At 63.1% G+C, this 23,777-nt stretch carries 20 protein-coding genes; 12 read left to right on the top strand and 8 right to left on the bottom strand.

Going from position 1 to position 23,777, the window contains the following annotated elements; translation table 11 throughout:
• Positions 1-3 precede the first annotated feature (3 nt).
• From RG2_RS01065 to RG2_RS01045, 5 genes are all read left to right on the top strand, one after another.
• Positions 4-1,245, top strand: a complete 1,242-nt coding sequence (locus RG2_RS01065; protein WP_033231636.1) for a hypothetical protein — start codon at positions 4-6, stop codon at positions 1,243-1,245.
• Positions 1,246-1,343: 98 nt separating this feature from the next.
• Positions 1,344-3,359 (top strand): glycosyltransferase family 2 protein, encoded by a 2,016-nt coding sequence (locus RG2_RS01060; protein WP_033231637.1) that lies wholly within the window; start codon positions 1,344-1,346, stop codon positions 3,357-3,359.
• Complete coding sequence (locus RG2_RS01055) at positions 3,356-5,641, top strand: hypothetical protein (RefSeq protein WP_230590001.1); 2,286 nt, start codon at positions 3,356-3,358, stop codon at positions 5,639-5,641. Before RG2_RS01060 ends, RG2_RS01055 begins: the two co-directional genes overlap by 4 nt.
• A complete protein-coding gene (locus tag RG2_RS01050; protein ID WP_033231638.1) occupies positions 5,638-5,835 on the top strand; it encodes a hypothetical protein in 198 nt (65 codons plus the stop codon). Before RG2_RS01055 ends, RG2_RS01050 begins: the two co-directional genes overlap by 4 nt.
• Positions 5,832-6,737 (top strand): glycoside hydrolase family 16 protein, encoded by a 906-nt coding sequence (locus RG2_RS01045; RefSeq protein ID WP_033231639.1) that lies wholly within the window; start codon positions 5,832-5,834, stop codon positions 6,735-6,737. The genes RG2_RS01050 and RG2_RS01045 overlap by 4 nt, the downstream gene beginning before the upstream one ends.
• Here RG2_RS01045 and RG2_RS01040 read toward each other — a convergent pair.
• Together RG2_RS01040 and RG2_RS01035 are read right to left on the bottom strand one after the other, a co-directional pair.
• Positions 6,722-8,065, bottom strand: a complete 1,344-nt coding sequence (locus tag RG2_RS01040; protein WP_230590003.1) for a lipopolysaccharide biosynthesis protein — start codon at positions 8,063-8,065, stop codon at positions 6,722-6,724. The two genes, RG2_RS01045 and RG2_RS01040, sit on opposite strands and share 16 nt — an antisense overlap.
• Positions 8,062-8,868 carry a glycosyltransferase family 2 protein gene (locus RG2_RS01035; protein WP_230590013.1) on the bottom strand — a complete coding sequence of 269 codons (807 nt, stop codon included), beginning with the start codon at positions 8,866-8,868 and terminating at the stop codon, positions 8,062-8,064. Before RG2_RS01035 ends, RG2_RS01040 begins: the two co-directional genes overlap by 4 nt.
• Before the next feature lie 309 nt (positions 8,869-9,177).
• Here RG2_RS01035 and RG2_RS01030 point away from each other — a divergent pair, with 309 nt between their 5' ends.
• Positions 9,178-10,365 (top strand): 4-hydroxybenzoate 3-monooxygenase, encoded by a 1,188-nt coding sequence (locus RG2_RS01030; protein WP_033231640.1) that lies wholly within the window; start codon positions 9,178-9,180, stop codon positions 10,363-10,365.
• A 41-nt stretch (positions 10,366-10,406) separates the two neighbouring features.
• On the opposite strand, the gene RG2_RS01025 is transcribed toward RG2_RS01030, so the two are convergent.
• Complete coding sequence (locus RG2_RS01025; protein WP_051730265.1) at positions 10,407-11,249, bottom strand: arylamine N-acetyltransferase family protein; 843 nt, start codon at positions 11,247-11,249, stop codon at positions 10,407-10,409.
• Positions 11,250-11,326: 77 nt separating this feature from the next.
• Here RG2_RS01025 and RG2_RS01020 point away from each other — a divergent pair, with 77 nt between their 5' ends.
• The 6 genes from RG2_RS01020 to RG2_RS00995 all read left to right on the top strand — a co-directional run bounded on the left by RG2_RS01020 (position 11,327) and on the right by RG2_RS00995 (position 19,307).
• Positions 11,327-12,163 carry a 2-amino-3,7-dideoxy-D-threo-hept-6-ulosonate synthase gene (locus RG2_RS01020; protein ID WP_033231827.1) on the top strand — a complete coding sequence of 279 codons (837 nt, stop codon included), beginning with the start codon at positions 11,327-11,329 and terminating at the stop codon, positions 12,161-12,163.
• Positions 12,164-12,229: 66 nt separating this feature from the next.
• Positions 12,230-13,414: a 3-dehydroquinate synthase II family protein gene (locus RG2_RS01015; protein WP_033231641.1), complete on the top strand. Its 1,185-nt coding sequence runs from the start codon at positions 12,230-12,232 to the stop codon at positions 13,412-13,414.
• Positions 13,415-13,419: 5 nt separating this feature from the next.
• The gene (locus tag RG2_RS01010; protein ID WP_033231642.1) at positions 13,420-14,562 is read left to right on the top strand and encodes an LLM class flavin-dependent oxidoreductase; all 1,143 of its coding nucleotides are present in this window, start codon (positions 13,420-13,422) and stop codon (positions 14,560-14,562) included.
• Positions 14,555-17,083: a non-ribosomal peptide synthetase gene (locus RG2_RS01005; RefSeq protein WP_033231643.1), complete on the top strand. Its 2,529-nt coding sequence runs from the start codon at positions 14,555-14,557 to the stop codon at positions 17,081-17,083. The genes RG2_RS01010 and RG2_RS01005 overlap by 8 nt, the downstream gene beginning before the upstream one ends.
• Positions 17,080-17,970 carry a beta-1,6-N-acetylglucosaminyltransferase gene (locus RG2_RS01000; protein ID WP_051730267.1) on the top strand — a complete coding sequence of 297 codons (891 nt, stop codon included), beginning with the start codon at positions 17,080-17,082 and terminating at the stop codon, positions 17,968-17,970. Before RG2_RS01005 ends, RG2_RS01000 begins: the two co-directional genes overlap by 4 nt.
• The gene (locus RG2_RS00995) at positions 17,967-19,307 is read left to right on the top strand and encodes a lipopolysaccharide biosynthesis protein (RefSeq protein WP_051730268.1); all 1,341 of its coding nucleotides are present in this window, start codon (positions 17,967-17,969) and stop codon (positions 19,305-19,307) included. Before RG2_RS01000 ends, RG2_RS00995 begins: the two co-directional genes overlap by 4 nt.
• On the opposite strand, the gene RG2_RS00990 is transcribed toward RG2_RS00995, so the two are convergent.
• The 5 genes from RG2_RS00990 to entS all read right to left on the bottom strand — a co-directional run bounded on the left by RG2_RS00990 (position 19,304) and on the right by entS (position 23,777).
• The gene (locus tag RG2_RS00990) at positions 19,304-20,200 is read right to left on the bottom strand and encodes a glycosyltransferase family 2 protein (RefSeq protein ID WP_051730269.1); all 897 of its coding nucleotides are present in this window, start codon (positions 20,198-20,200) and stop codon (positions 19,304-19,306) included. The two genes, RG2_RS00995 and RG2_RS00990, sit on opposite strands and share 4 nt — an antisense overlap.
• An 8-nt stretch (positions 20,201-20,208) precedes the next feature.
• Positions 20,209-21,183 (bottom strand): glycosyltransferase family 2 protein, encoded by a 975-nt coding sequence (locus RG2_RS00985; protein WP_116538784.1) that lies wholly within the window; start codon positions 21,181-21,183, stop codon positions 20,209-20,211.
• Positions 21,184-21,254: 71 nt separating this feature from the next.
• Entirely contained in the window at positions 21,255-22,277 is a 1,023-nt protein-coding gene (locus RG2_RS00980; protein ID WP_230590004.1) for an endonuclease/exonuclease/phosphatase family protein, read from the bottom strand.
• Positions 22,267-22,497, bottom strand: a complete 231-nt coding sequence (locus RG2_RS00975; protein WP_033231646.1) for a phosphopantetheine-binding protein — start codon at positions 22,495-22,497, stop codon at positions 22,267-22,269. The genes RG2_RS00980 and RG2_RS00975 overlap by 11 nt, the downstream gene beginning before the upstream one ends.
• Positions 22,494-23,777, bottom strand: a complete 1,284-nt coding sequence (gene entS, locus RG2_RS00970) for an enterobactin transporter EntS (protein ID WP_051730270.1) — start codon at positions 23,775-23,777, stop codon at positions 22,494-22,496. Before entS ends, RG2_RS00975 begins: the two co-directional genes overlap by 4 nt.

Here is a 23,777-nt window from a genome sequence, read left to right as displayed (position 1 = left end):
AAAATGCCGCCATCCCCCAAAGCATCTCTTCGCGTCAGCCATCTGGACGTGATGCACAGCCGGACGCGGATCACGTCCGTCATCGGCCCCGTACATCTCCCTGACGACGCCACCATTGCCGCTCGACTTCGCACGATGGCCGAAGCAGGGCCACACACACGCCTCGGACTCAGACCGTCAGCGCACGGCAATCGGTGGACATTCGATCCCGAATCGTGTGCCCCCGAAGTAGTTCGGCTCGATCCGCCGACCTCCCCGATGGACCTGCTCGATACGGCGTCGAACGTCTCACGAGAGGATCACCCCACAACCGTCACAGTGGCCGGGAACTATCTCCGCACCGACCACAACCACGGTCTCGGTGAGGTCGCTCTGACGCTCATGATGAACGAAGTCATCCTCGGCATGATCGACCCCGCCGATCCTCAGGTGTGGCAACCGTCGCGTGCCTCGCGCTCGGGGATCACCACTGCCGCGCTACGCACCTACGGTTCGGATCCACGGCGCGGCTGGGCGCTGCGTCGGTCACTCGATCGGACGCCGCGTCCCACACAGTCCGGGCCGGTGGAACCGTGGACGCCCGCCCGCACTGCTGCCGTGGTCACCACTGATCCCGACACCGTTCGGTCGTTGCGCATGTGGCGGGACCGGAATCTTCCGTCGGTGTCGATGTACGCCCTGACCGCTTCGGTGCTGCACCGCGCGCTGGCCGACGCCGGGCTCACCATCAATCCCGTTGCAACTGTGACCCTCGATGCCAGACGCTACCTTGCGGCAGGTCGAGTTCCGTTGGGAAACTTCGTCTCCGGACTCGAATTCGATCTGGGGGCGAACCCGACGCCCGGCCGCATCCACGAGGCCACGTCCGAGGCGGTGGCAACGGGCCGGCCCGTTGCGAACCTCGCCCTGAACATGATGCGGACCCGAATCGGCTTGCGAATCAACAATTCCGGCGCATATCCGATCAGTCGCCCTCGAGATCCCCAGGCCCAGCTGCTGTTTTCGAGCATCGGCCCGGTGCCGCGACAAGGTCAGGTTCCGTGGCTCACCGACGCGTCACCGTTCTACTCGGCGCACAACGACCCTGTCGGCCCAGAGGGCATAACGCTCACGTGGGCAATCGTGGAAGGTGCGCTCGCGACGACGGCGTCGTTCCACGGAAACGTGTTTGCGCAGGCGGTGGTGACGTCGGCCCTGGAGTGCGCTGCCACCGATCCGATTGCCTATTTGTCTTCTGTTAACTGACCCGATGTGCCCCGAGCCCATGGACGTCCGATAACATAGGTAAGGCTGCCCTTCCAGGGGTGGTGTTGCACCCCGCCTAGACCCCGTCGGAGTACGTCTTGACAGCGCAGACCCACCTGGTCCCCGGGATCACCGTATTGATCTGCTGCTACACCCACGACCGTCTGGATCAGCTGTCCACCGGCATCCGCAGCGCCCAGGCGCAGCTTCGCCCGGACTCGGACGAACTGATTGTGATCGTGGACCACAACGACGCACTCCACGCAGATCTGATTTCCGCCTTCCCGAGTGGCATCACCGTGATTCCGAACGCGGCGACCCGCGGCCTGTCCGGCGCCCGCAACACCGGTGTCGCGGCAGCGCGGACTGAGTTGGTCGCGTTCGTCGACGACGACGCGGTGCTCCGACCTGGAGCCCTGGACAGCGTTCGCAGCGCCTTCGCGGACGCTTCGGTTATCGCTGTCGGCGGTGCGGTACACGCCAAGTGGGAAGCAGGAGCCCCGCCATCGTGGTTCCCGGACGAGTTCGGCTGGGTCGTGGGCTGCGACTACCGCGGGCTTGCCGCCGACGGCGCCGAGATCCGCAACCCGATCGGCGCCGCCATGGCTGTCCGCCGTGCCGAATTGCAGAAGATCGGCGGTTTCTCCGACCGCCTGGGCCGCGTCGGAACAGTGCCGGCCGGCTGCGAGGAAACCCTCATGGGAATTGAACTACGACAGCAATTCCCGGGATCCAAGGTTGTGCGGATCGAGGAGTTTGCCGTCGACCACTTTGTTCCCCGCACCCGTAGTACCTTGCGCTACTTCATCAGTCGCTGCCGCCACGAGGGCCGCTCCAAGGCCGTGCTGTCCGACATGGTGGGCGGCAAGGCCGGGCTCGCAGCCGAACGAAGTTTTGTCATTCGTACTCTGACCACCGGGGTTCTCCGCTACCTCCGCGGCGCGGTAACGGGCAACGGCATCAGCGCGGTGTCCCGGATTCTTGTCATGATCCTCGGATTGTTTGTCACCGCATCAGCCACTGCGGCCGCGGCCATTCGCCAAGGCCGTCGCACCACCAGCTCGGAAGTACAAGCGCCAGTGGAAAAACCGGTCGAAGCACCCGTCGCCGCCGACGAGTTGATCACCGTTGTGATTCCCACTGTCGGTCGCGATTCGTTGCTCAACACCGTCCACACCGTGCTGGCGCAGGACCACCGCAATATCGAACTGCTGGTAGTCGACAACCGTCCCCACCGAAGTGAGGCCGCGCGGATTCTGGCCGACATCGACGACCCCCGCCTGTCGATCCTGGAACAGCCCATCCCCGGTGTCTCGGCGGCCCGAAACAAAGGACATCAGAGCGCCAAGGGCCGCATCGTCGCCTTCACCGACGACGACGCAGTCCCCGATCCCGGGTGGATCTCGGGCATTGTCACCAGCTTCCATGCCGACAACACCAGTTCAGTCGGAGTCGTGACCGGCCGGGTGCTCGGTACAGAATCCAACACCAGGGAACAAGCCTGGTTCGAGGAAGCAAAGGTCTTCGACAAGGGTGAGGTAGCAACGCTCTGGGCGATGAACTCTCGCGAAGAGACTGCGCTCGGCACAGACGACACCCTCGGCGAGTACGGTCCGCACGGTCCGTTCTTCCCCTACACAGCGGGCGAGTGCGGATCGGGCAACAACATGGCGTTCCGATCGACTGCCCTGCACTCGATCGGCGGATTCGACGAGCGTCTCGGCACCGGCACCCCCACCCACGGCGGTGAGGACCTCGACGCTTTCCGCGCCGCACTCCTCGACGGTTGGGCTATTGCCTACAACCCGAACGCCGTTGTGCGGCACTACCACCGTGACAACATGCCGGAACTTCGGGTGCAAAGCTACGGCTACGGCACCGGCATGGCGGCATCGTTGACCAAGTTCGTCCTGTCTGGATCACCGCGACCGATCCTCACGCGTATCCCACGGGGTATCCACATGCTGATCTCGCCGACGTCCACGAAGAACATCGACTTCCCGTCCGATTGGCCGCTGCACCTGCGAATCCTCGAAGCCCTGGGTTACCTTGCAGGACCGGTCCTCTTCGTCCGTAGCCACCTGAATGCGCGCCGGGTCGGTGCCGGCCGATGAGCACCGAAATAGACACCGACACAGACATCATCGATCTCCGGCCGGGTAAGCCTGCATCACCGCTCCCCCACTACGGGTGGAATCCCCGCATCTGCCTGAGAATCGGCATGGCAGTTGCGGTTGCCATGTTCGTGCTCAACCTCGCCGTGGCTACCGACATCGCCGACTTCGTGCCCGCGCCGATCCGACTGCTGATCGCGCTTGCCGGTATGACCCTGGTTCCCGGACTGCCCGTCGTTGTTGCGCTACGCATTCCAGGCCGCGCGCTCTCGGCTGCCCTGATCGTGTCGGTGTCGTTGGCCGTCACCATCCTGGCCAGTCAACTGACGATGGTGGCCTCGTGGTGGAGTCCGCTGCGCACTCAGTTCATCTTGGTGCTCCTCGCACTCGCACTCTGCGCCGGCGCCTCGCGCACTGTGCCGTCTGACTTCCGACTGCCGAACGGCGAACGCCAGCGCCTGCGCTATGTCGACCGGAGCCGGGCAATCGGTTTCGGTGCACTGCTGATCGCCCTGATCCTGTTCGTGGTCGCGGCCGCAAGGTTGGATGTCGCGGCGGCGGGCCACTTCGGCATCGTCACCGAAATCGGGCCGATCTACGTGCTCGGACTGGTAACGCTCTGCGGCACAATCGCGTACACGCTGCGTCGACGCGTGATCGACCACGTGTTGATGGCCGCAAACACCGTCATGCTGATCCTCTACACCACGATGCTCGTTCCGGTAGCCACCGGCGAGACCACCGTGCCGGTCGCGTTTGTGCATCGCGGATTCATCAACATTCTTGCCCAGAGCGGCACCCTTCCCAACTCGATCGACGCGCGATTCAGTTGGGCCGGATTCTTCTCCGCCGGGGCACATCTGATCACGGTCGCCGATGTTCCCGACGCGACCGTGCTGCTTCTGTGGGCGCCGCTGTACATGGGTGCACTTCTGGCGTTTCCGCTGTACGCTATCGCGATTGCCATCACCGGCCGCGTTCGGCTCGCCTGGCTGGCTGTGGTCATCTACCAACTCTTCAACTGGTACCAGCAGGATTACTTCGCCCCGCAGGCCGTCGCGACGATCTTCTACACCACCATCCTCGCGACGCTGTTGTGGCAGCTTCGACGCTCACCGCTTCCGGTAATCGGTTCCGGGATCGGTCGATTCATCGTCTCGGCGCCTCGGCGCACCCCCGGGTTCGTTCCCGGTTTCGATTCACTCCGCACACTCGCGGTGGGCGCGGTTCTGCTACTCCTCATCGTCGCCACCACCGTCAGCCACCAGATCACCCCGATCCTCGTCATCGTGGTCCTCGCATCATTCTCACTGTTCGGAGCAACGCGCTACCGGACCATGTGGCTGGCAGCGGGTCTGGTGTTCGCGGCATGGTTCAGCTACGGCGCCACCGACTTCTGGATCGGCCACCTCCAGTCGATCTTCAGCGAGATCGGGCAGGTCGGCAATTCCGTGGGCCGCGGTGTGGGCGAGCGCATTACCGGAGATCCCACGTACCAGCAGATGCAGTACCTGCGTATGGGTGCGTCGGGGATACTCGCCGTGGTTGGCTTTGCAGGTTGGGTGCTCTCACGCCACCGACGAACCTGGCTCGTGGCAGGAGCTGTTGCCGCAGCGCCGTTCTCGCTTATCCTGCTGCAAAGCTACGGCGGCGAGATGATCATCCGTTGCTTCGTTCTCGCCTCCCCGGTCCTGGCTCCCTTTGCCGCCGTCGCCCTCGCACATGCGGGCAACCAGATCCGCAAGGCACTCAACCCGGTCTCGTCGGCGAATCACACGCGGCCGCGCAAGACACGACCGTCCTACGGGGTTCGGGCGGCCGCTGCAACCTTGGCATTGGTCTCGCTGGGATTACTCTTGACCACAAACCGCGGACTGAACACCGCATTCGAAGCGTCGACAACCGATCAGGTCACGGTATCGGATCAGTTTGTCGCCGCGGTTCCGCCGTCGACCACGATCATGACGTGGAGCCATGCGTCTCACACGAACGGTGTGCGACGGACGCTGGACCCGCTCGGGCCGCGAATGATGTTCGTCGACAGCTACGACTGCGCCAACGACCTCAGCGGTTGCGCTCTGGCACGTAACCCCATGTACGTGTACGTCACGAGCCAGGGCATCGGAATGGCGTTGCTGCAGCAGGGAATGACCCAGGAGTACCTCGACGCCGAACTGGCCGCTATCATCGACAGTGGCCTCTACGTCCCGATGATCGAAAAGCCGAGCATCACGATCCTGCGCCGTGTCGACGCACCCGCTATCGAATTCGAGTCCCCATGAGTGTTGCGATCTTCTTCTTCCTGGCCGCCGGCGTTCTCCTGGTCGCCGGCGTGATCCTGCGTGAACGTGAGGTTCCTGCCACCGGCAGCATCGGCCGCGGACACGCGGCCCAACTGATCAGCCTTGCGCTTGCCGTCTGTGTGATCACCGCTGCGACTCTGACTTTCGTGCGACTGATCGCAATGGCTGTATGAGCCGTCGACGGCTTCGCGCTGCCGGAACTATCGCGGCGCTCGCCCTCATCGCATCGTGTACCTCGTGCACGATCGCGACCGATTCGCCGGCCGAGAACCCCTGCGCGCCCGAATCCTCACCTGGTGGCGTGTCACTTCCTCGCGGTGACCTGCAAGGTTGGAAGCAGATCTTCAGCGATGATTTCGACGATTGTGATCTCGGTTCCGACTGGGGTACCTACAGCGGCCAGCCAGGCGGCAATCCGAACAGCACATGGGATGCGTCGATGGTTCAGGTCGACGACGGTCTGCTCCACCTGAATTCGCAACGAACCGATTCGGGATGGATCACCGGAGGGGTGTCGAATTATCCGGTCACTCAGCAGTACGGGCGCTGGGAGATCCGAATGCGCGCCGACAACAGCGACGACATCTCGTACCACATGCTGCTCTGGCCACAGAACGAGAAGTGGCCACCGGAGATCGATTTCGCAGAAAGCGTCAGCGGCACGCGCGACGAGATGTCCGCCTTCCTGCACTGGGTCGACGACAAAGGCACCAACGACAAAAAGGGTGTATCCACGGGGGGAGATTTCTCCGAGTGGCACACCGTCGGGGTCGAGTGGGGACCTGGCATCGTCCGCTACCTGCTCGACGGCAAAGTCTGGGCCGAAGCACATTCGGAGACAATGGTTCCGGACGTCCCCATGTGGCTCGGCCTGCAAGCCGAGGCCGGAGCGTGTGAACGTCGTGAGGACTGGGGCATGACACCGTGCTCCGACTTCTCGGAGCAGCGCCCGGACAACGTTGCCGTACAGGTGGACTGGGTCACTGTGTATGCGGCAGACTTCGACGAGTTGGAGAAGATGCAGAAATCCGGTTACTACGATCCGTCACCGGATGCCATTCAGTTCACAGACTGAGATTCACTCCGCATAACAAGAACAGCACGGGTAAGTGGCACAACAAGGATCACGGCAGACACAGACTCAGCCACGATGTACGCCCAGCCCAACGCGACAAGTCCGTGCTCGTCGATCAATGCCAGACTGAGTCCGAGAATCAGTGCCGCATTGCAGATCTGCACTGCCACCGCCAGGCGTAAGCGGCGACGCACACGGGCAACCGCGGTGTACGCGGCCACTATTGTCGCGGGAACCAGCGCAATCGCAGCCAGGCGGAGCAGCGGAGTTCCCTGCTCCGCGTACGGCTTACCGACGATGTCCAACATCACGGGCGCGATCACTGCAAACAGCAGCACACCACTCAACGCGACAGCACCGAGTATCGCAAAGAATCGAAGGGTCAGACCGTACAGGCGCGTCGGATCACTACTTGCCGACGCGGCAACGTACGGCCCCAGCAGCATGGTCATCAAGACCAGTACGGCGGTGACCAGGGACCAGGAGATTGCAAAGTACGCGTTGGCGTCGGCACCCATTCGCGATACGACGATCAGTGGGAGCAGCAGTGGCGCAAGCGCACTGACCACGTAGATGCCGTAGGAACCGGCCAGGTAGTTACCGATCTCCCGCCGAGGCGGCAACTGCGACGCCGCGCTCTGGTAGTCGGGCGTGCGTAGCCGCCGGGCAACCATCACGCCCAGAACAAGTGCGGCGATCAGCGCCGGTACCGTCCACGTCCAGATGATGGCGAGGTGTGAAGCGGTAAACGCCAATGCTGCGGCAAGCACCAGCTTCACAATCGCGTGCGCGACGTTCTTCCCTGCGGCCCAACCGGCTTCGCGGAACGCCACCGCGGTGTGGTCTAGCATGGCAAACGTGGAGAACACCACCACGACCACCGGAAAGAGCCAGTATTCGAACGGATGGAGGAACATCTCCGACGTCGGGCCAAGCAGCAGGAATCCGCCGCCCAGGAGAAGGCCGCCCACCGCACCGACGGCAAATCCCGCCCCGACCATCGACTTGGAGCGCTGCCCGGCAAGCGGGAGGAAGCGTTCGAAGAGTCCACCGATACCGAAGTTGCCAAAAGCCGAGAGCATGGTTGCCGTGGTGATCACGGCCGCGGCAGCACCGACCTCACGGGCCGGGTAGAGGCGTCCGAGAATCGCCCAGTAGACAAGACCCACAACACCGGTCAAGAGCGCTGAAACGGTAAGCGCCAGACTGTTTCGCTCGAGGCTGTGGCCTTCAGCACTGGGACCTTCCGTGCTGAGACCCTCCGTGCTGGGGTCACCTGCGATTGCCGCCTCCGGCGATACGACGGTGTCGCCGGAGGGGGCGGTCACAGCGTCAGTTCGCGGACGTCAGCCTGTGCGGTCTTCTTCTGGATGGTCTTGGTCTCGCGCCAGTGCTGCCATTCCTGACCGATGGTGCGCAGCACTCGCATGCCGTCGCTGTAGGCGTTGAGGTTGCTGCGTCCGTGGATCCGGGGACCCTCGAAGCTGCCGACCTCGACGATGTTGAGGCCGCTCGTCGCAAGACGGACGTTGATGACGGTTTCGATCTCGAAACCGTCGCCCCACTGCGCGCGCTGGTACTCGACCGGCGCCAGTTCGAGCAGCGGGATGTGCTTGCGCCAGAAGGCGTTGTAGCCGTAGCAGAGATCGGAGAACTTTGTTCGGAAGATGAGGTTGACCAAGCCGTTGAGGCCCTTGTTACCGACGTTGCGCAATCCGGTGATGTCGGAACTTCCACCGCGGCCGACAAATCGGCTTCCCTTGGCGAGGTCGGCCCCGCCGACCAGTGCCTCGACGAAGAAGGGAATCTCAGCGGGGTCGGTCGAACCGTCGGCGTCGATGGTGACGATGATGTCGCCGGTCGATGCCTCGAATCCACAGGCCAGGGCGTTGCCCTTACCGGAACGGGTCTGCACGACAAATGTTGCATCCGGCCACAATTCACGGGCCACAGCTACGGTGTCGTCAGTGGAATGTCCGTCGACGAAGACGATCTGATCGATATCCGTAGGCATCCGCGACGCAACGAAGGGCAAATTTTTTGCCTCGTTCATGGCCGGGACGATGACGGAGACGGTCGGACGGTTCCCGCCCTTACCGGATGCCGGTTCGGACGGTGTCGCTCCGGTGATGTCAGCAGCCGGGCCACCTGTCGGTATCGAAGTACTCACGACGATCGTCTCCACTCATATTGACAGTCCGATGCCTGGAGAATGTGTTGGCCACTGGCTCACACCCAGACAATGTCCCTCTCCAAGAACTGGATTCGGGAGGTCATGCAGTTCGTCGAACTGCATGCCTTAGAGTAGAAGATAGGCAAGCCTTAGCAAAGCCCTAGAGGGCTTGTGTGTCGACAGTCACATAACATCCAGTGGCCGAGGTGCGGGTGATCCGGTATTGCAACAACGAATACGCTCGAAGACAAACAAAGGAACTTACACGTGCACACTCAGGTTGCGATCATCGGTGCCGGACCCGCCGGACTGACTCTCGCCGCTTTGCTTCACCGACAGGGTATTTCCTCCATCGTCCTCGAACGTCACGACCGCACATACATCGAGACACGAACCCGAGCGGGAATCCTCGAGCAACCCACCGTCGATCTCATGCACGAAATCGGCGTGGGTGACGGAATCACTCGCGAAGGCATGGTGCACAACGGGTTCTATGTTCGGTTCGACCGAACCACACATCATCTCGACTTCACCAGGCTCGTCGGCGGCCACGCCACCGTCTATCCGCAGCAGAAGCTGGTTGCCGACCTCGTTGCGGACCGGGTCGGGGGCGGCGAGCCTCTACTCTTCGAGGCCTCGGTACGTTCGATCGACACCACCACCGACGGCGCCCGCCTGCAGGTCCAGACACCAGAGGGATTGCTCGAGATCACCGCGGACTTCGTCGCCGGCTGCGACGGATTCCACGGGGTGAGCCGCGCACACCTTCCCGCAGACTCGGTCCGAGAGTTCGAGAGGACCTATCCCGTTGCGTGGCTGGGCATCCTGGCGCACACCACCCCCACCACCCCCGAGGGCATGTACTGCGCGCATGAGAACGGCATCTCGGTGCACAGCATGCGCGGGCCGAACATCACCCGCCAGTACCTGCAGGTTCCCGCGGACACCGACCTGGGCGACTGGTCTGACGAACGCATCTGGGACGAGCTGACACTCCGCAGCGCCAGTGACGATTTCCCGGTACTCGAGCGCGGCGAGATCTTCGACAAATCACTGGCCCCGTTGCGCTCGTACGTGTGCGAAACCATGCAACACGGAAGGCTTTTCCTACTCGGCGACGCCGCCCACATTGTTCCCCCCACCGGCGCAAAGGGTCTCAATCTTGCAGTGTCCGACGCAGTCACGCTGTCCTATGCACTCGGTGCGTTTTACCTGACCGGCGGCAGTGAGCACCTCGACGCATACTCGAGCACCTGCCTTCCACGTATCTGGAAGGCACAGCACTTCTCCGCAATGCTTACCGAAACACTGCACTCGCTGTCCGCAGATCCATTGGATTGGCAGCTGCGACGCGCTCGCCTGACCAGGTGGGTGGAGTCCGAGCACGAGCAGTCCGCACTGGGCGAGGTCTACCTGGGCCTGCCATTCCCCAGTCCCTGGCAGTATCCGGCATAACAGCAGTATCCGGCATAACGGCAGTTACCGGATCAGGTATTTCAGAATCGAGCCGGTCGCGGAAGTTCGGGCAACCGGATGCCGAACTCCGCGGCCAGTACGGCAAGTGCTTCGTCTCCGTCCAGGTCGCGGGCACTGCGTAGCGCCCCGTCCGTAACGGCTAGCAGGTACTGCTCGTCAGGTTTGCAGGAGAGTGTCTTTCGCACACTGCCCTCGGTCAGGGAGCACACGATTCCGCTGGTGAAGCGGGCCAGCGGGGAGGTGCTGTGCCACCACGCCATTGCCGCGAAATCTGCGAGTGGCCTCGTGGTCGCGTCCGTCAGGTACGACGCGCCGGAAGGAAAGCGCACGTCCCATCCGGCGACTGCGCCGGCGTCGACCTGGTGCACTATCGCGTCGCCACCGAACCCGACGTCGACTAACCACGTCTCGCCTGCGAAGCCGACAACGATTGCGACGTGGCCTAGTGGAAGCCCCGGCCCGTTCGGAGTGACGACGGCTGCGCCGACCAACTGTGCGTCGAATCCGACGGTGCGGAGAGCGCGGGCGAGCAGGCCGTTGAGTTCGTAGCAGATTCCACCTCGCTCACGCCGGAGCAGCTTCTCCTCGATCGCAGCTACCGAGACCTCGACCGGGCGTTTGCGGTGAATGTCGAGATTCTCGAACGGGATTCGGGACAACTGAGCGTCGGCGATGCGTCGCAACAAGGACGCGTCGACGGGACTCGTCAGGCTATCGTCGGGCAATGCGACCCTGCGGAGATACGAGTGCATTTCCGCACTCGACATCACGTCGGCGTCGCGGCGCATATGACGCATTTGCGGTGCTACCGACGGTGTTTGTGGTGTAGATCGCAGTACTGCCTCTACCCCGATGGAATCCATTTGTGTAGCCTACCCTAATATTGCGGAGGCACTCGAGAACGTCAGCCGCACGTTCGATGCCCGATTGGAGAACCTCGGTGTTCACATCACCCAACTATGCGAAGTCGCAGTCCTCGGGCGGTAAGTCCATCCGACTCTCCCGGATCAGCGACTACGCTACCGGGCGCACTCTCGTCGTCCCGCTGGATCATTCGGTCACCGTCGGTCCACTCGGCATGGCCGACCACGCGAACTCGTTGGTCCACACTCTTGCGCAGGCCGGAACCAATGCCGTAGTTCTCCATCGCGGCCGCGCCAAACACGTCGACCCTGCCCACTTCGCGCGCATGGGATTGATAGTCCATCTCTCAGCGGGAACGACCCGAAGCATGGACCTCGACTCGAAGGTTCTTGTCGGCGGCGTCGAGGACGCGCTACGCATCGGTGCCGACGCGGTCAGCGTGCACGTCAATATCGGATCGTCCACCGAACGCGAGCAACTCCAGGATTTCGGCAAGGTCTCCCACGAATGCGAAACACTCGGAGTTCCCTTGCTGGCCATGATGTATGCGCGCGGTCCCCTACGTGGTGATCTCCCGTCGGACGCGGCGGAACTGAAGCACCTGGCGGCTATCGCTACCGATCTCGGTGCAGACCTGGTCAAGCTCGACTACAGCGGCACCCCCGAATCCATGCGTGAGGTTGCCGAGTCCTGCCCGCTGCCCATCTGCGTCGCGGGCGGCCCGCCCCTCGAAGACGTCGACGCGCACGCACTCGCGCTCGGCGCCGAAATACTGAGCTCAGGTGTTGCCGGGTTGAGCTTCGGCCGTAATGTATTCGAGGCACGCAATCCGTACGCGGTGGCCTCTGCACTGGCCCGGATGATGCACTCCCCACAGGAATCGGCATCCCGGTCCGAACTCGAGATTGCCTGATCTTCAGTTTTCACCACCTCGCACGCACGCGCGCTTGTTCAACCAACGAAGGGAACGTGTCCAACTATGGACAGCACTATCGTCACCGACCAGATCCTCCCGGCGACGGGGGCCGGCACGGACAGTCGACGGACACCGATCAGCCGCGAAGGCCACTTCGCCTGGCTCGACGTCCGTTCGGTCGAGCAGAGCTTGCTGCCGGCAATTGTGCAAGCCGCATTGCACCATCGCATCGACGGCATCCTCTCGGACAAGATCGAGACCTTCGACGGCCTTCCCCCCACCGTGCGCCGCATCCTGAGCGTCGACGCTCCACTGGCAGAGGACTTCCCGTACGACGGAGTTGACCTCGTCGTGGTCGCCGACCGCGCGGACGCGTTGTCCCCCAACATCGGCCACACCCCTGACCGCGGCGTCCACGTTGTCGTTTCCGACGCACCGACCCTGCAGCTGGCGTGCGAGGTTGTCCGTGAGGTGCCGTGGACGCTCCTCACGTTCACCGACCCGACCAAGATCCCCCTCGAGATCGTCATCGCCGCAGCCGAGAACTCCGGCGGACGCACGGTCACCACGGTTACCGACGTCGAAGACGCCGAAATCGTGAAGCTGGTCCTCGAGCACGGCTCCGACGGACTCCTGCTCGCACCTCGTAGCGCCGACGACGTCGTCCGCATCGCGCGAATCGTCGATCACCAGATCGAGTCGATGGAGCTCTCCGAGCTTGTCGTCACGAAGGTCGAGCACATCGGCATGGGCGATCGTGCCTGCATCGACACCTGCTCGTTGCTCGAGAAGGACGAAGGCTGCCTGATCGGTTCGTTCTCCACCGGAATGTTCCTCTCCTGCAGCGAGACCCACCCGCTGCCGTACATGCCGACGCGTCCCTTCCGCTGGAACGCCGGCGCGGTGCACTCCTACGTCCTCGCTCCGGACAACCGCACGCGCTACGTGAGCGAACTTCAGGCGGGCCAGCCGATCCTCGCGGTCCGTTCCGACGGCAGTGTTCGCGAAGTACGCATCGGCCGCGTCAAGATCGAGAAGCGCCCGCTGATCTCGATCACCGCAGTTGCCCCGAACGGCAAGAACGTCAACGTCATTGCGCAGGACGATTGGCACGTGCGCCTGCTCGGACCCGGTGGCAGCGTCAACAACGTCACCGAACTGGAACCGGGCGACAAGCTGCTCGGCTACGTTCCCACCGAGGCGCGCCACGTCGGCCTGCCGATCACCGAATTCTGCGACGAGCGCTAGGAAAGATGTCCGTTCCCGAGATCCTCTGGTACATCGGAGCTAACGACGGAGAGGTGCCGTGGGATCCGCGGCACCGGTTCGAGCCGTCGTTTTCCGCTCTGCGTGAGCAGGCGCGCACTCTCGACCGACTCGGCTACTACGGCGCGTTGACAACGGCCCGCGAGCCGATTTCGCTTGTCGCAGATACCGACCGGCTGCGCTTTGTCGTACCCGAGTATCCCGGAGTCAAACCGCCGGCGCTGCTTGCCGAGGAGGCACAGGTCTTCGATCAGTACTCCGGCGGCCGGTTGATCTACAACCAGGTCAACGGAGCCGATCCGGTGTTGGCGCGTTACGGACGATTTCACTCCAAGGACGAACGCTACGGCGTGTCCGAGGAGTACTGGCCGTTGTTCAAGCGACTCTATCTCGATGAGGCGCAGGCGTTCTCGGGTGAGCACTTCGAGCTCGGTCCGCGATACAAGCCGGCCATCGCCGGACCCCGTCAGCCTGACGGGGTTCCGGTCTGGGGTACCGGGGCCTCCCCTGCCGGAATCTCGCACGCGGCAGAGGTTCTCGACGCCTACCTCATGTTCATGAGCCCGGCTGAAGCGATGTCGACGCTGTTCACGAAGGTCAGGGCAGCAGCATCCGACAAGGGCCGCGAACTGAAGTTCGGAGTATTGGCCAGCGTCATCGTCCGGGAAACGGAAAAGGAGGCCTGGGAGCGGTTCGAATGGCAGCTGTCCCAGACCTCACCGGAATCGGTGCTCAGCACCGCAGACCGCAATCTGACCAGCTTCGGGTTCCCGCCGTTGGCGGAACTCACCTCCGACGACGCACAGGTGCAGGCCCGGATCGACGCTCTGCGAGCCGGCCGCCTGCCCACCCGATCGGAACTCGAGTTTGCCCCGAACATGGCTGCCGGACTGACCACGTGGTCCGGCGCCGAACCACCATTCGACGTCGCCGGTAAGGGCACCGGCAATTACCTCGTGGGCAGTGCCGACAACGTGGCCGCGCGCATGCTCGAGATGAGCGAAAGGGTGGGCATCGACATCTGGATCCTGTCCGGGTGGCCACTCATCCGCGAGGCCGAAATCACGGCCGAACTGCTTTTCCCCAGGCTCGGCGTGACAGCTGCGTTCGGAGCAACTGCCGGTGTCTGATATTTCGACATTCGAGTCTTTCCTCGCTCCTAGTGGACACGAACCGTTCCCGGTGCCGTGGTCCTCGGTGCGGGAACGGTTCGAATCCGTTGCAACCGCAGTGCCTGACAACATCGCGGTGGTCTGCCGCGGTAGCAGTCTGAGCTATCGGGAGCTCCACTCGCTTGCAGATGCCCACGCCCGGGCCTTGGTGGGTCATCTCGGTAGCGATCGACGCCCCGTTGCGCTCGACACCACCTGCAGCCTCGACTGCGTCGTCGCGCTTGTCTCCGTGCTTCTCTCGGGACATCCGCTGGTGTTGCTCGACTCGCAACTGCCCGAGGATCGGCGCCACAACATTCTCACGCGCTCGGGTGCTGCTCGCATTTCCCCGGCCGAGTTGGCTGCATTGCCCCGACATCCCGAACAGCCACTGCCCGCTGTCAGCGAGAGCGACTGCGCAGTACTACTTTTCACATCCGGTTCCACCGGTACACCGAAGGCAGTCCGCCAGGGCCACCGACTGTGGCTCAACCAGGCGGCGGATTTTCACGCCACGCTCGGCATCGGTTCGGGCGATCGGCTGGGAATGGCGTTGCCGATCAGCTTCGGCGGCGGACTCGACGTCGTGTTCAGCGCACTACTCAACGGTGGCGAACTGCATTTTCTCGATCCCCGCGAAGTAGGTATCGAGGAAGTCCCGCAGTGGATTTCGAGCCACATGCTGACCACGCTGCACGCCACCCCCTCACTACTGCGCGCAGTCATGAAGGTGTGCGCCGGCACCGCCACACTGACCGGTCTCCGCTTGGTCACCACGTGCGGTGAGGCAGTGCACGGCGACGACGTGACCAGGCTCCGCACCTTGCTCAGTTCGACTGCTTCGTACTGCAATCTGTCGGGTTCCTCCGAGACCGGCAATCTCGCGTTCAACGAATTCCCCCCTGGCCGCGACGTTCCCGACCGGGTACTTCCCGTCGGCGTAGTGGCCGCCAACAAAGTGGTGCGGTTGCTCGGCCCCGACGGCGCCGATGTGGCGCCGGGTGAGGTCGGCGAAATCGTCGTCGAATCGCCCTATCTTTCCGAAGGTTATTTTGTCGAGCGAGACGGCACCGCTACGGCAGAGATCACGAAGTTCGGCCGGGCAGCAGACGGCACACGATCGTTCCGGATGGGCGATCTGGGCCGATTCGACCAGCACGGACTGCTGCATCTGGTCGGCCGGAGCGACGACGCTGTCAAGGTGCGCGGTTACCTGGTTGAGCCGTCGGAAGTGGAGTCGGCACTGCGACGCCTACCTGCTGTCGAAGATGCCGTTGTGCTGGCTCGGCAAACAGACTCAGGCGCCGTGCTGGTCGGATACGTTGCCGTAGATCCCGCTACACGCGCGCCGTCTGCGGCAGACTTGCGACGAGATCTTCGAAAGACTCTGCCTGACTGGATGATTCCTGCCAATCTGATGCTGCTTCCGGCGCTACCGCGCAACGAACGCGGCAAGGTGGACCGCGGCGCTCTTCCAGCGCCCTCCCCCAGGCCCGCCGTAATTCCCCCCGCCGTGGGTGTCGAGTCCGAACTGGCAGCACTGTGGTCCGAGATCCTCGGGATCGAGCAGATCGGCCGGGACGACGACTTCGTCTCTCTCGGGGGCGATTCCCTGCAGACTCAGCAGATGCTCACCCGTGCCGGCCAGAAGTTCGGCGCCGAACTGTCGTCGGCAACGTTGGCCAACTTCCCGACCCTGCACCAGTTTTCCGCACATCTCGAGCAGGCCGCTACAGGTACGACGCTGCGCACCCGTGTGCTGGTGCCGTTGCAGACCGGCGGCACCGGGGACCCGTTATTCGCCTTTGCCGGAGCAGGTTCCACCGCGCTGGCGTTGCTGCCGCTGGCGAGGGAACTCGGACCTCAATGGACGGTGCACGGTCTCCAGGCCCACGGACTCGAAGGCCGCGGATTCCCCGATTGGACGGTGCGCTCAGCAGCGAAGCGCTACCTGCGCGAGATCCGCCAGGTACAACCGCACGGCCCGTACACCTTTGTCGGTCACTCACTCGGTGGTGTGATCGCAATGGATGTCGCGCGTCTACTCGAAGCCGAGGGCGAAACCGTCAACGCGGTGATCTGCCTCGACACGATCCTGAGTGGACCACTGGGTTCGGGAATTCTCGATCTGTCTCGCAGTGAACCGGATTCGGGTGAACAGTCGATCCCTTTGTCCGAACCTGCTCCCACCGATCGTCGCACGCTGTGGAAGACTCGCGCCATGTTACTCACGGCGGGACTGTGGCAGTACCCGGCACAGACGCAGTGGGATCTATTCCACGATCTGGGTCGACGCGTCGCGCTCATGCACCGTTTGCAGCCGTGGGACGGCGCAGTATCGGTTGTCATGGCAGAAGACAACCCGGATGACCCCGCGTGGTGGACTCGAGTTGCACCCCATGTTGTTTCGGTGGAGCGTGTGTCCGGCGATCATGTCGGTATGCTCCGACCGCCGTATGTCGCGCACACTGCCGCACTCGTGCGCGAGGCGCTGAAGTGAGCTTCCGGGCCGCAGTTCTGGTCATCGCGCATCACCAGCCAGAAGTCTTTGCCGCACTCGTTGATTCACTGCGCCACCCGTCTATCGACGTCTATGTCCACATCGACGCCAAAGCCGATCTCGCATCGTTCGAGGCCGTAGTGCCGGAAAGTGACGGGGTGACCTATCTGCGCGACCGTCGCTCCGTGAACTGGGGCGGGCTGAGCGTCGTGCACGTGATTCTTCGATTGATCGAGCACGCGCGATCCTCCCGCAACGAGTATCAGCGGTACGCCTTGTTATCGGGTTCCGATCTGATGATCGCGCCGATCGAGGAAGTGCTGGCGGCCTGGCAGAGTTCCACCGAGTTCATCCGAGTTGACTGGCGACTGACCGGCCCCGGTGCGCAGCGCGCCCATCTGGTGGACCGTCGACACTTTCCGGACGACAGGTCCCCGCTTCGCGCGCGACTGTCCGGGCGCATTCCGCGGAAGGTGGATCCGACTATCGAGCTGTACCAGGGATCAACGTGGTGGGCACTGACCGCCGGCGCAGTGGATCAGGTCACCGGATTCATCGCGGAACATCCGCGATGGCTCGACTTCCATCGGCACACACTGTGTTCCGACGAGATAGTTTTCCATTCGATCCTCAAAGCCGCGCCGCACGCGCGTCGGATCGTTCAGGACGTGGAGCAGTGCGCCGACGTCGACGCATTCATCGCCGACCCGGTACATGCGCTTCATCACATCGACTGGTCTGATCGAACTGCGCTGAGCCCGCGGGTACTCGGAATCGACGACGAACCGACACTGCGTGCGTCACGGGCACTGTTCGCCCGCAAGGTCGACACGACCTCGACGGCGCTGATCGACGCTTTTGCCGTGAACTCGGATTCTCTCCGATGAGCCGCTTGCCGACCCGTCGCCTGAGCGCTGGACTCGAGTCCAATGCCGCGGCGCTGATGCTCTCGTCCGTGGCAACAGGTGCACTCGGCCTCGTGTATTGGGCAGTGGCAGAACGCTTCTTCAGCACGGCAGAAGTCGGTCGCGCGTCGGCGGTCATCAGCACGGCAACCATGCTCGCATCGGTGTCCTGCCTGTCGCTCGGCGGTGCATACCAACGTTTCCTTCCCGTCGCCGGACGCGCCTCGACGCGTCTGGTCCTGGGCGGGCTGGCACTGACCGCCACCGTGGCCGTTCTTCTCGGTTGCGGTTTCCTGCTGGTCAATCCGACCAACGAACGCCTCTTCACCAACACGACCGAGCGCGTCGCCTTCCCGATGTTGGTGATGACACTGGCGATCTACGCTCTGACCGACCCGATCCTGACGGGTCTGCGGCTGGCGAAGAGTGTTGCGGCCAAGAACATTGCACTGTCGGTACTCAAGATCGTTCCGATCGTTGCACTGGCGGGCACCGGATCTACCCTCGCCCTCACCGGGTCTTGGGGCGTGCTGGCGTTTGGCGTCACCGCGGTTGCGCTGGTTCACATTCTGCGCACCGGTGTGCGTGGCCGGAAGGCAATCGCGCCAAACCTGCCACCGGTGCGAGAACTGTGGGCATTCCAGGGCGTCTTCTTCACGATGACGCTTGTGCTCACGGTGACGCCCCTTGTGCTGCCACTGATCGTGGTGTCGCAGTTGGGCGCCGAACAAAACGCCTATTTCAACGTGGCCTGGACCATGTGCTCGGCAGTGGGATTACTCCGTAGCGGAGTCGGTTCGTCGTTCATCGTCGAAGCCTCGTCGCCCGATGCCGACCGTAAAGCCCTGCTGAGGCGGTTGTTGCGAATGCTCGCGGTGGTGACCGCGGTATCTGCTGCGGGGCTGGCGATCGGTGGACCACTGGTTTTGTACGTGATCAGTCCCGACTACTTCCACGCGGCAACAACACTCGTCCTCGTGATGGCGCTCGATTCGATAGCCGGAGCTGTTGTCGTGGTCTATTTCCTTCTCTCCCAGATCTTGCGACGACTCCGGCTCATGTTGGCGGTCCAGTGCGTCATCGTCGTCACCACAGTGTCGCTGGCACTGGTCTTGATTCCCCGGCTGGGCCTGATCGGGGCCGGACTGGCAACGCTGAGTGCTCAGTTGGTCGCCATAGCAGTGATCGCGGTGCCACTGCGCCGTGCGGTCGTCGACTTCTCGGCCACCCCGGTGGTCGCGAAATCCGACCCCCGTCACCTCAACATTCAGGACCTCGATATTCCGGAACCTGACGTGCTGGATTCTGCAAGAACCTAGTGCGCTGCTCGCACTTTCGCGAGCGTCTCGACTATTTTTCGTCCGGTGAACCGGATGGTCTCGACGCCCGGGCGTCGTATCACCACAGAGGCAGCCGGGCGCGCGATGTCCGCCAACGCCCGCACCGCCGCCACGGGCAACGGCCCCGCCGGTACCTGCGGCCACAGCAGCGCAGTCAGCGCCTCGTCCGAAAGCGGCCGGACGCCAATCGACTCCGCGTACTCGCGAGCGATCCGCTGGTGCGCAATCCGCTGCTGCGACCCGTGCACGGCACTGACCTGGTGGGGGTAGATCCGGTACTCGTATCCGATCATCGCCACGTTGGCGAGACGACCGAACTCCGAGAGTTCCGCGAACATCCGGTAGTCCTCCGCGTGAGCGAACTCCGTCCGGAACTCGAGACCACTGCGGTCCAGGATGGGCTTGCGGATCATGACCGATGCGCCGCAGTGACAACTGCCGAGCAACAACCTCTGGCGGCAGGCCGCATCCGAACGCGGCATCCGAACCCTGCCCGACATTGCCCCGAACAGTTCGTAATCGGTACCGCACGACACTATCGACGGATCAGCCGTCAACACTGCCAATTGGGCGGACAACCGGCCGACACCCATCCGATCGTCGGCGTCCATCCGCGCCAGGAACTGCCCCCGTGCTTCCGCGAGACCTCGGTTCAGAGCACCGACCAGTCCGGTGTTGTCTTGGCGCACCACCCGCAGTCGCGGATCGGACACCGACGCGAGCACCTCGTCCGTGTTGTCGGTGGACCCGTCGTCGATCACGAGTAGTTCGAAGTCACGGAAATCCTGTGTAAGAACCGAATCCAGCGCCTCGCGCAGGTAGGGCCCGGCGTTGTAGGCGGGGATCAGGACGGTGACCAGCGGTGCGCTCATCGGTGCCCTCATCGGTGTCTCAGAATCGCGGAGTACAGGCCTGGGGTGTACTTCACCATCACCGCGAACAAGGCCTCGCGGCGGTGACCGGTGCGTACCAACGGAATCACGTCGTCCGTCGAAATCGACCGACGCACACGGGTAATCGCCTCGTCGTAGAGTGCGGGCCGCGTCGGCGACGCGTGGCGGGCGCGCATGGCCACGTGAGCCACGGACGTCAGCACCTCGCGGTAGCGGAAGGCGCGTATCTCATTGCCCCACGTCGTGCTCAGAGAATGGTCGCCCAGTGCACTGTCGATGTCGCGTTCGACTTTGAACAAGTCCAGCGTACGCGGGGTGAGCGAGGTACTGATCGAGCCCTCACGGTAGAGATACCGATACAACGGCTCCTCAACCAGGGCAACTCGCTCGGCAGCCAACGACATTCGCAACACGGGCGCCATGTCCTCGTACCCCTGCCCCTCGTCCCATGTGCGCTCCCCCAGTAACTCGCGGCGGAAGAGTTTGGTGCATGCGTAGGCTTTTGCGTCCCCGAGAATCAGGCGTCGCGCAAACTCCTTGCCAGACACCACCATCGCGTCGAACGGCGCCTCGTCGATCTGGATGGCTCGACCGGATTCGTCGACGCGAGTTGTTCTGGTGCAGGCGAAGTCGGCCGAGGCAGTAATCAGCGCCGACTCGAGTCGTTCGACAAAATCAGGTGCCGCCTCGTCGTCGCTGTCGAGAAACCAGACGAGATCTTCGGTCACAGCACCCAGACCGGAATTGCGAGCGCGCCCCAACCCCTCATTGCGCTCGTGAACCACGGAGGTGAAATCGACTCCGCGCGAACGTAGATAGGACTCCGCGCGTGCCATGGACTCGTCCCCACCGCGATCGTCCACCAGAACGATCTGCGTAATCGGGCGAGTCTGCTCGAGCACCGAACGCAGGCAATTCTCCACGTACGGCAAGCACCGATACACCGGCACAACCACACTCACACCGGCAGGGTTACGGTTCACCGATCACTCAGGTCTCTCGATAGAAAACACCAACAGAAAGTTAGGATAACCTAGGTTCCGTCAAAATGGGGTGTCACCGTCGCCACCAGACCATGGTGATCCGAACCCTCGATCTCGATCCGCTCGAAGTGCGTCACTGTCGCCCTGTTCGTCACGATGTGGTCGATCCCGATCAACGCCGGATACCACGTGTCGGCGGGGAAAGTCATCACAAACCCCGCGCCCGTCTGTTCCGCGGCATCGGTAAAACCGTCCGTCAGGATCGCACGAAAACGGCTGTGCGAGTATGTCGAATTGAAGTCGCCGCCAACAATCATCGGCTTGCCGTCGGCCGCCTGCTCGTGCAGCAATCCGTTCACCTTGCCCATCTCCGACGCCCACATCCAGGCAGGGGACGGATAAGGCGGCATCGGGTGCACCGAGGCCACCGTCACGCTGCGGCCGTCACCGATATCCGCTGTTGCGACGAGATTGGACATCGCGAAACGGCCCAACGACTCCTGCTCCGTGAGCGGGAAGCGACTGTAGATTCCGGTACCACCGCCGCCGTCCTTCGGCTCGACGAACCGGTACGGAAGCAATGCAGCCAGACCATGCGTGTCCAGCTGCTGCACCGCTGAGTCCGTCAGTTCCTGAATGGTGAGTACGTCGATCGAGTGCGAGCGAACCTGATCCACCAACGCATCCGGATCGGCCTCTCCCAGGCGGATATTCGCCTGCATCACCCGGATTCCCTCTCCGGCAACCGTGTCCGGCGTGTTCGAGACAAACAGCGGCGCCTGGGTGAACGCCCCCGCCAACACAACTGCAACCCCAACGGCGAGAGTCCGCCACGATCGTGTTGCTGCCAGTACCAACAGACCCAACAGACCGACACCGAGCATCAGCGGAACAAACGACGACGCGATGATCAACGTGTTGGACTCAGGCCCGACATAGAAAACAATCACGCCCAGCGCTGCCACACCGACGGCGGCCGCTCCGGCGAGATATACCGCCCGCCGAACTATCCGGCGGCCGCCGGTCACAGAACTCGTGGTGGACGCTGGGTCGACCGCGCCGCTATTCGGCACCCATTACCTCGAGCCAGGCACCCACCTGCGGGTCCGATGCCAGATCCACGAAATCGATTGCCGCTCCCTCGAATCGCCAGCGCTCGACCAACGACATCAGCCGCACCGAATCCAGGCCAAGGTCGATCAGGCTCACGTCTTCGGTCAACTCGTCAACGGGGAGATCGAGGACCTCGGCAAGATCGGAGATGATGCGCTCGCGGGTGAATGCAGTGGTCATCGGTGTTCCTTTTCGAGTTCTGTTTCAAGGTCTGGTGTTTGCAGATCTGGGGTCCCGCCGGTTACTCGCCGTAGTGACCCGAGCACCACCGTCGACAGTAATGCGACACCGCCGAGGGTCAGGCTGTAAACGACAACAGCAGTCGACGGCAGGAAGGCTGCTCCGAATGCGCCGGCAATCAATGCACCGACCGAGAGTCCGGCAACTTCCTGTGCCGCCCACAATCCGTTGACTCGCCCCAGCAGTGCTGTCGGCGTGTGGGTCTGGATGATCGAATACCGGAGCACTTCCTGAACGGAGGTGACGGCACCCACCACGACCAGCAGGAGAACAGCCACTACCAGTCCTGTGGCCAAGCCGACCAGGGCTTGCACGGCAAAGGCCGCAACCAGTGCCGCCATCAGCACACGGCCCGGATGTGCAAGGCGGCCAAGCCAACCGCTGGTGACGGTGGCCAGCACCGCACCGATGGCGCCGGCCGCGTACAACATGCCCACCGCGCGCGAGTCACCCGTGAATCGTTCGTCGACGAACCCGGGAACCAGAACGAGGACACCGCTGCCGAGCATCGCGATCACACCAACTGCCATGACACCGCCTACCACGCGGTGCCCGAAGATGAAGCCCGTCACGGACACCGGCGGTTCGCCGTGCCCGGACTCGTGCTCGTGGACCGGTGGCATCATGGACGGTAATCCCGCGAGAAGCACGATGGTGATCACGGTTCCGGCGGCCGCAACCCAGTAGTTCCAGGCCACCGATGTTGCCGCGATCAACAACCCGCCGAGTGCCGGGGAAATCACGGCGCCCGCCCGCGCGCTGAGCACGTTGAGCGCACCGACACCCACCAATTGGTCCTTGGGGATAAGACTGGGGATGACGGCAAAGAGCGCTGCGATACTGATCGAACCGATAAGCCCGTTGACAACGGCAAGCACAAAGATTGCCACCGTCGACGGATTCTCGAGCATCGCGTTGAGAGCCAACCCGACAAACGTCAATCCGGATACTGTGCGCGCAAACAGAATCAGGGTCTTCCGGTCGTATTTGTCGGCAAGTATTCCGCCGACCACCATGCCGCCGATGGACGCACCGCCTTCGACGGCTGCCACGAGACCGACCATGAAGGACGATTCCGTGAGCGCGTACATCTGGATCGGCACACCGACCATCAGCATCCCGATACCGAAGATCGAGATGGTACGTGCAATGAACACTCTCCGGAACGGCGCGCTTTCGCGCAACGGCCGTAGGTCGAGTAGCACTCCGCGTTCGCTCAT

It is taken from the genome of Rhodococcus globerulus NBRC 14531 (assembly GCF_001894805.1).
Classification (GTDB): domain Bacteria; phylum Actinomycetota; class Actinomycetes; order Mycobacteriales; family Mycobacteriaceae; genus Rhodococcus_F; species Rhodococcus_F globerula.
The sequence above is the reverse complement of the archived record's forward strand: the minus strand, read 5'-3'. Positions and strand labels throughout refer to the sequence as shown.

What these genes read in the sequence shown, in the direction of transcription:
- RG2_RS01025 (WP_051730265.1), bottom strand. Translation starts at nt 11,249, where the DNA reads ATGGATTCCATCGGGGTAGAGGCAGTACTGCGATCTACACCACAAACA.
- RG2_RS01045 (WP_033231639.1), top strand. Translation starts at nt 5,832, where the DNA reads ATGAGCCGTCGACGGCTTCGCGCTGCCGGAACTATCGCGGCGCTCGCC.
- RG2_RS00990 (WP_051730269.1), bottom strand. Translation starts at nt 20,200, where the DNA reads ATGAGCGCACCGCTGGTCACCGTCCTGATCCCCGCCTACAACGCCGGG.
- RG2_RS01065 (WP_033231636.1), top strand. Translation starts at nt 4, where the DNA reads ATGCCGCCATCCCCCAAAGCATCTCTTCGCGTCAGCCATCTGGACGTG.
- RG2_RS01010 (WP_033231642.1), top strand. Translation starts at nt 13,420, where the DNA reads ATGTCCGTTCCCGAGATCCTCTGGTACATCGGAGCTAACGACGGAGAG.
- entS (WP_051730270.1), bottom strand. Translation starts at nt 23,777, where the DNA reads ATGAGCGAACGCGGAGTGCTACTCGACCTACGGCCGTTGCGCGAAAGC.
- RG2_RS01055 (WP_230590001.1), top strand. Translation starts at nt 3,356, where the DNA reads ATGAGCACCGAAATAGACACCGACACAGACATCATCGATCTCCGGCCG.
- RG2_RS00975 (WP_033231646.1), bottom strand. Translation starts at nt 22,497, where the DNA reads ATGACCACTGCATTCACCCGCGAGCGCATCATCTCCGATCTTGCCGAG.
- RG2_RS01050 (WP_033231638.1), top strand. Translation starts at nt 5,638, where the DNA reads ATGAGTGTTGCGATCTTCTTCTTCCTGGCCGCCGGCGTTCTCCTGGTC.
- RG2_RS01015 (WP_033231641.1), top strand. Translation starts at nt 12,230, where the DNA reads ATGGACAGCACTATCGTCACCGACCAGATCCTCCCGGCGACGGGGGCC.
- RG2_RS00995 (WP_051730268.1), top strand. Translation starts at nt 17,967, where the DNA reads ATGAGCCGCTTGCCGACCCGTCGCCTGAGCGCTGGACTCGAGTCCAAT.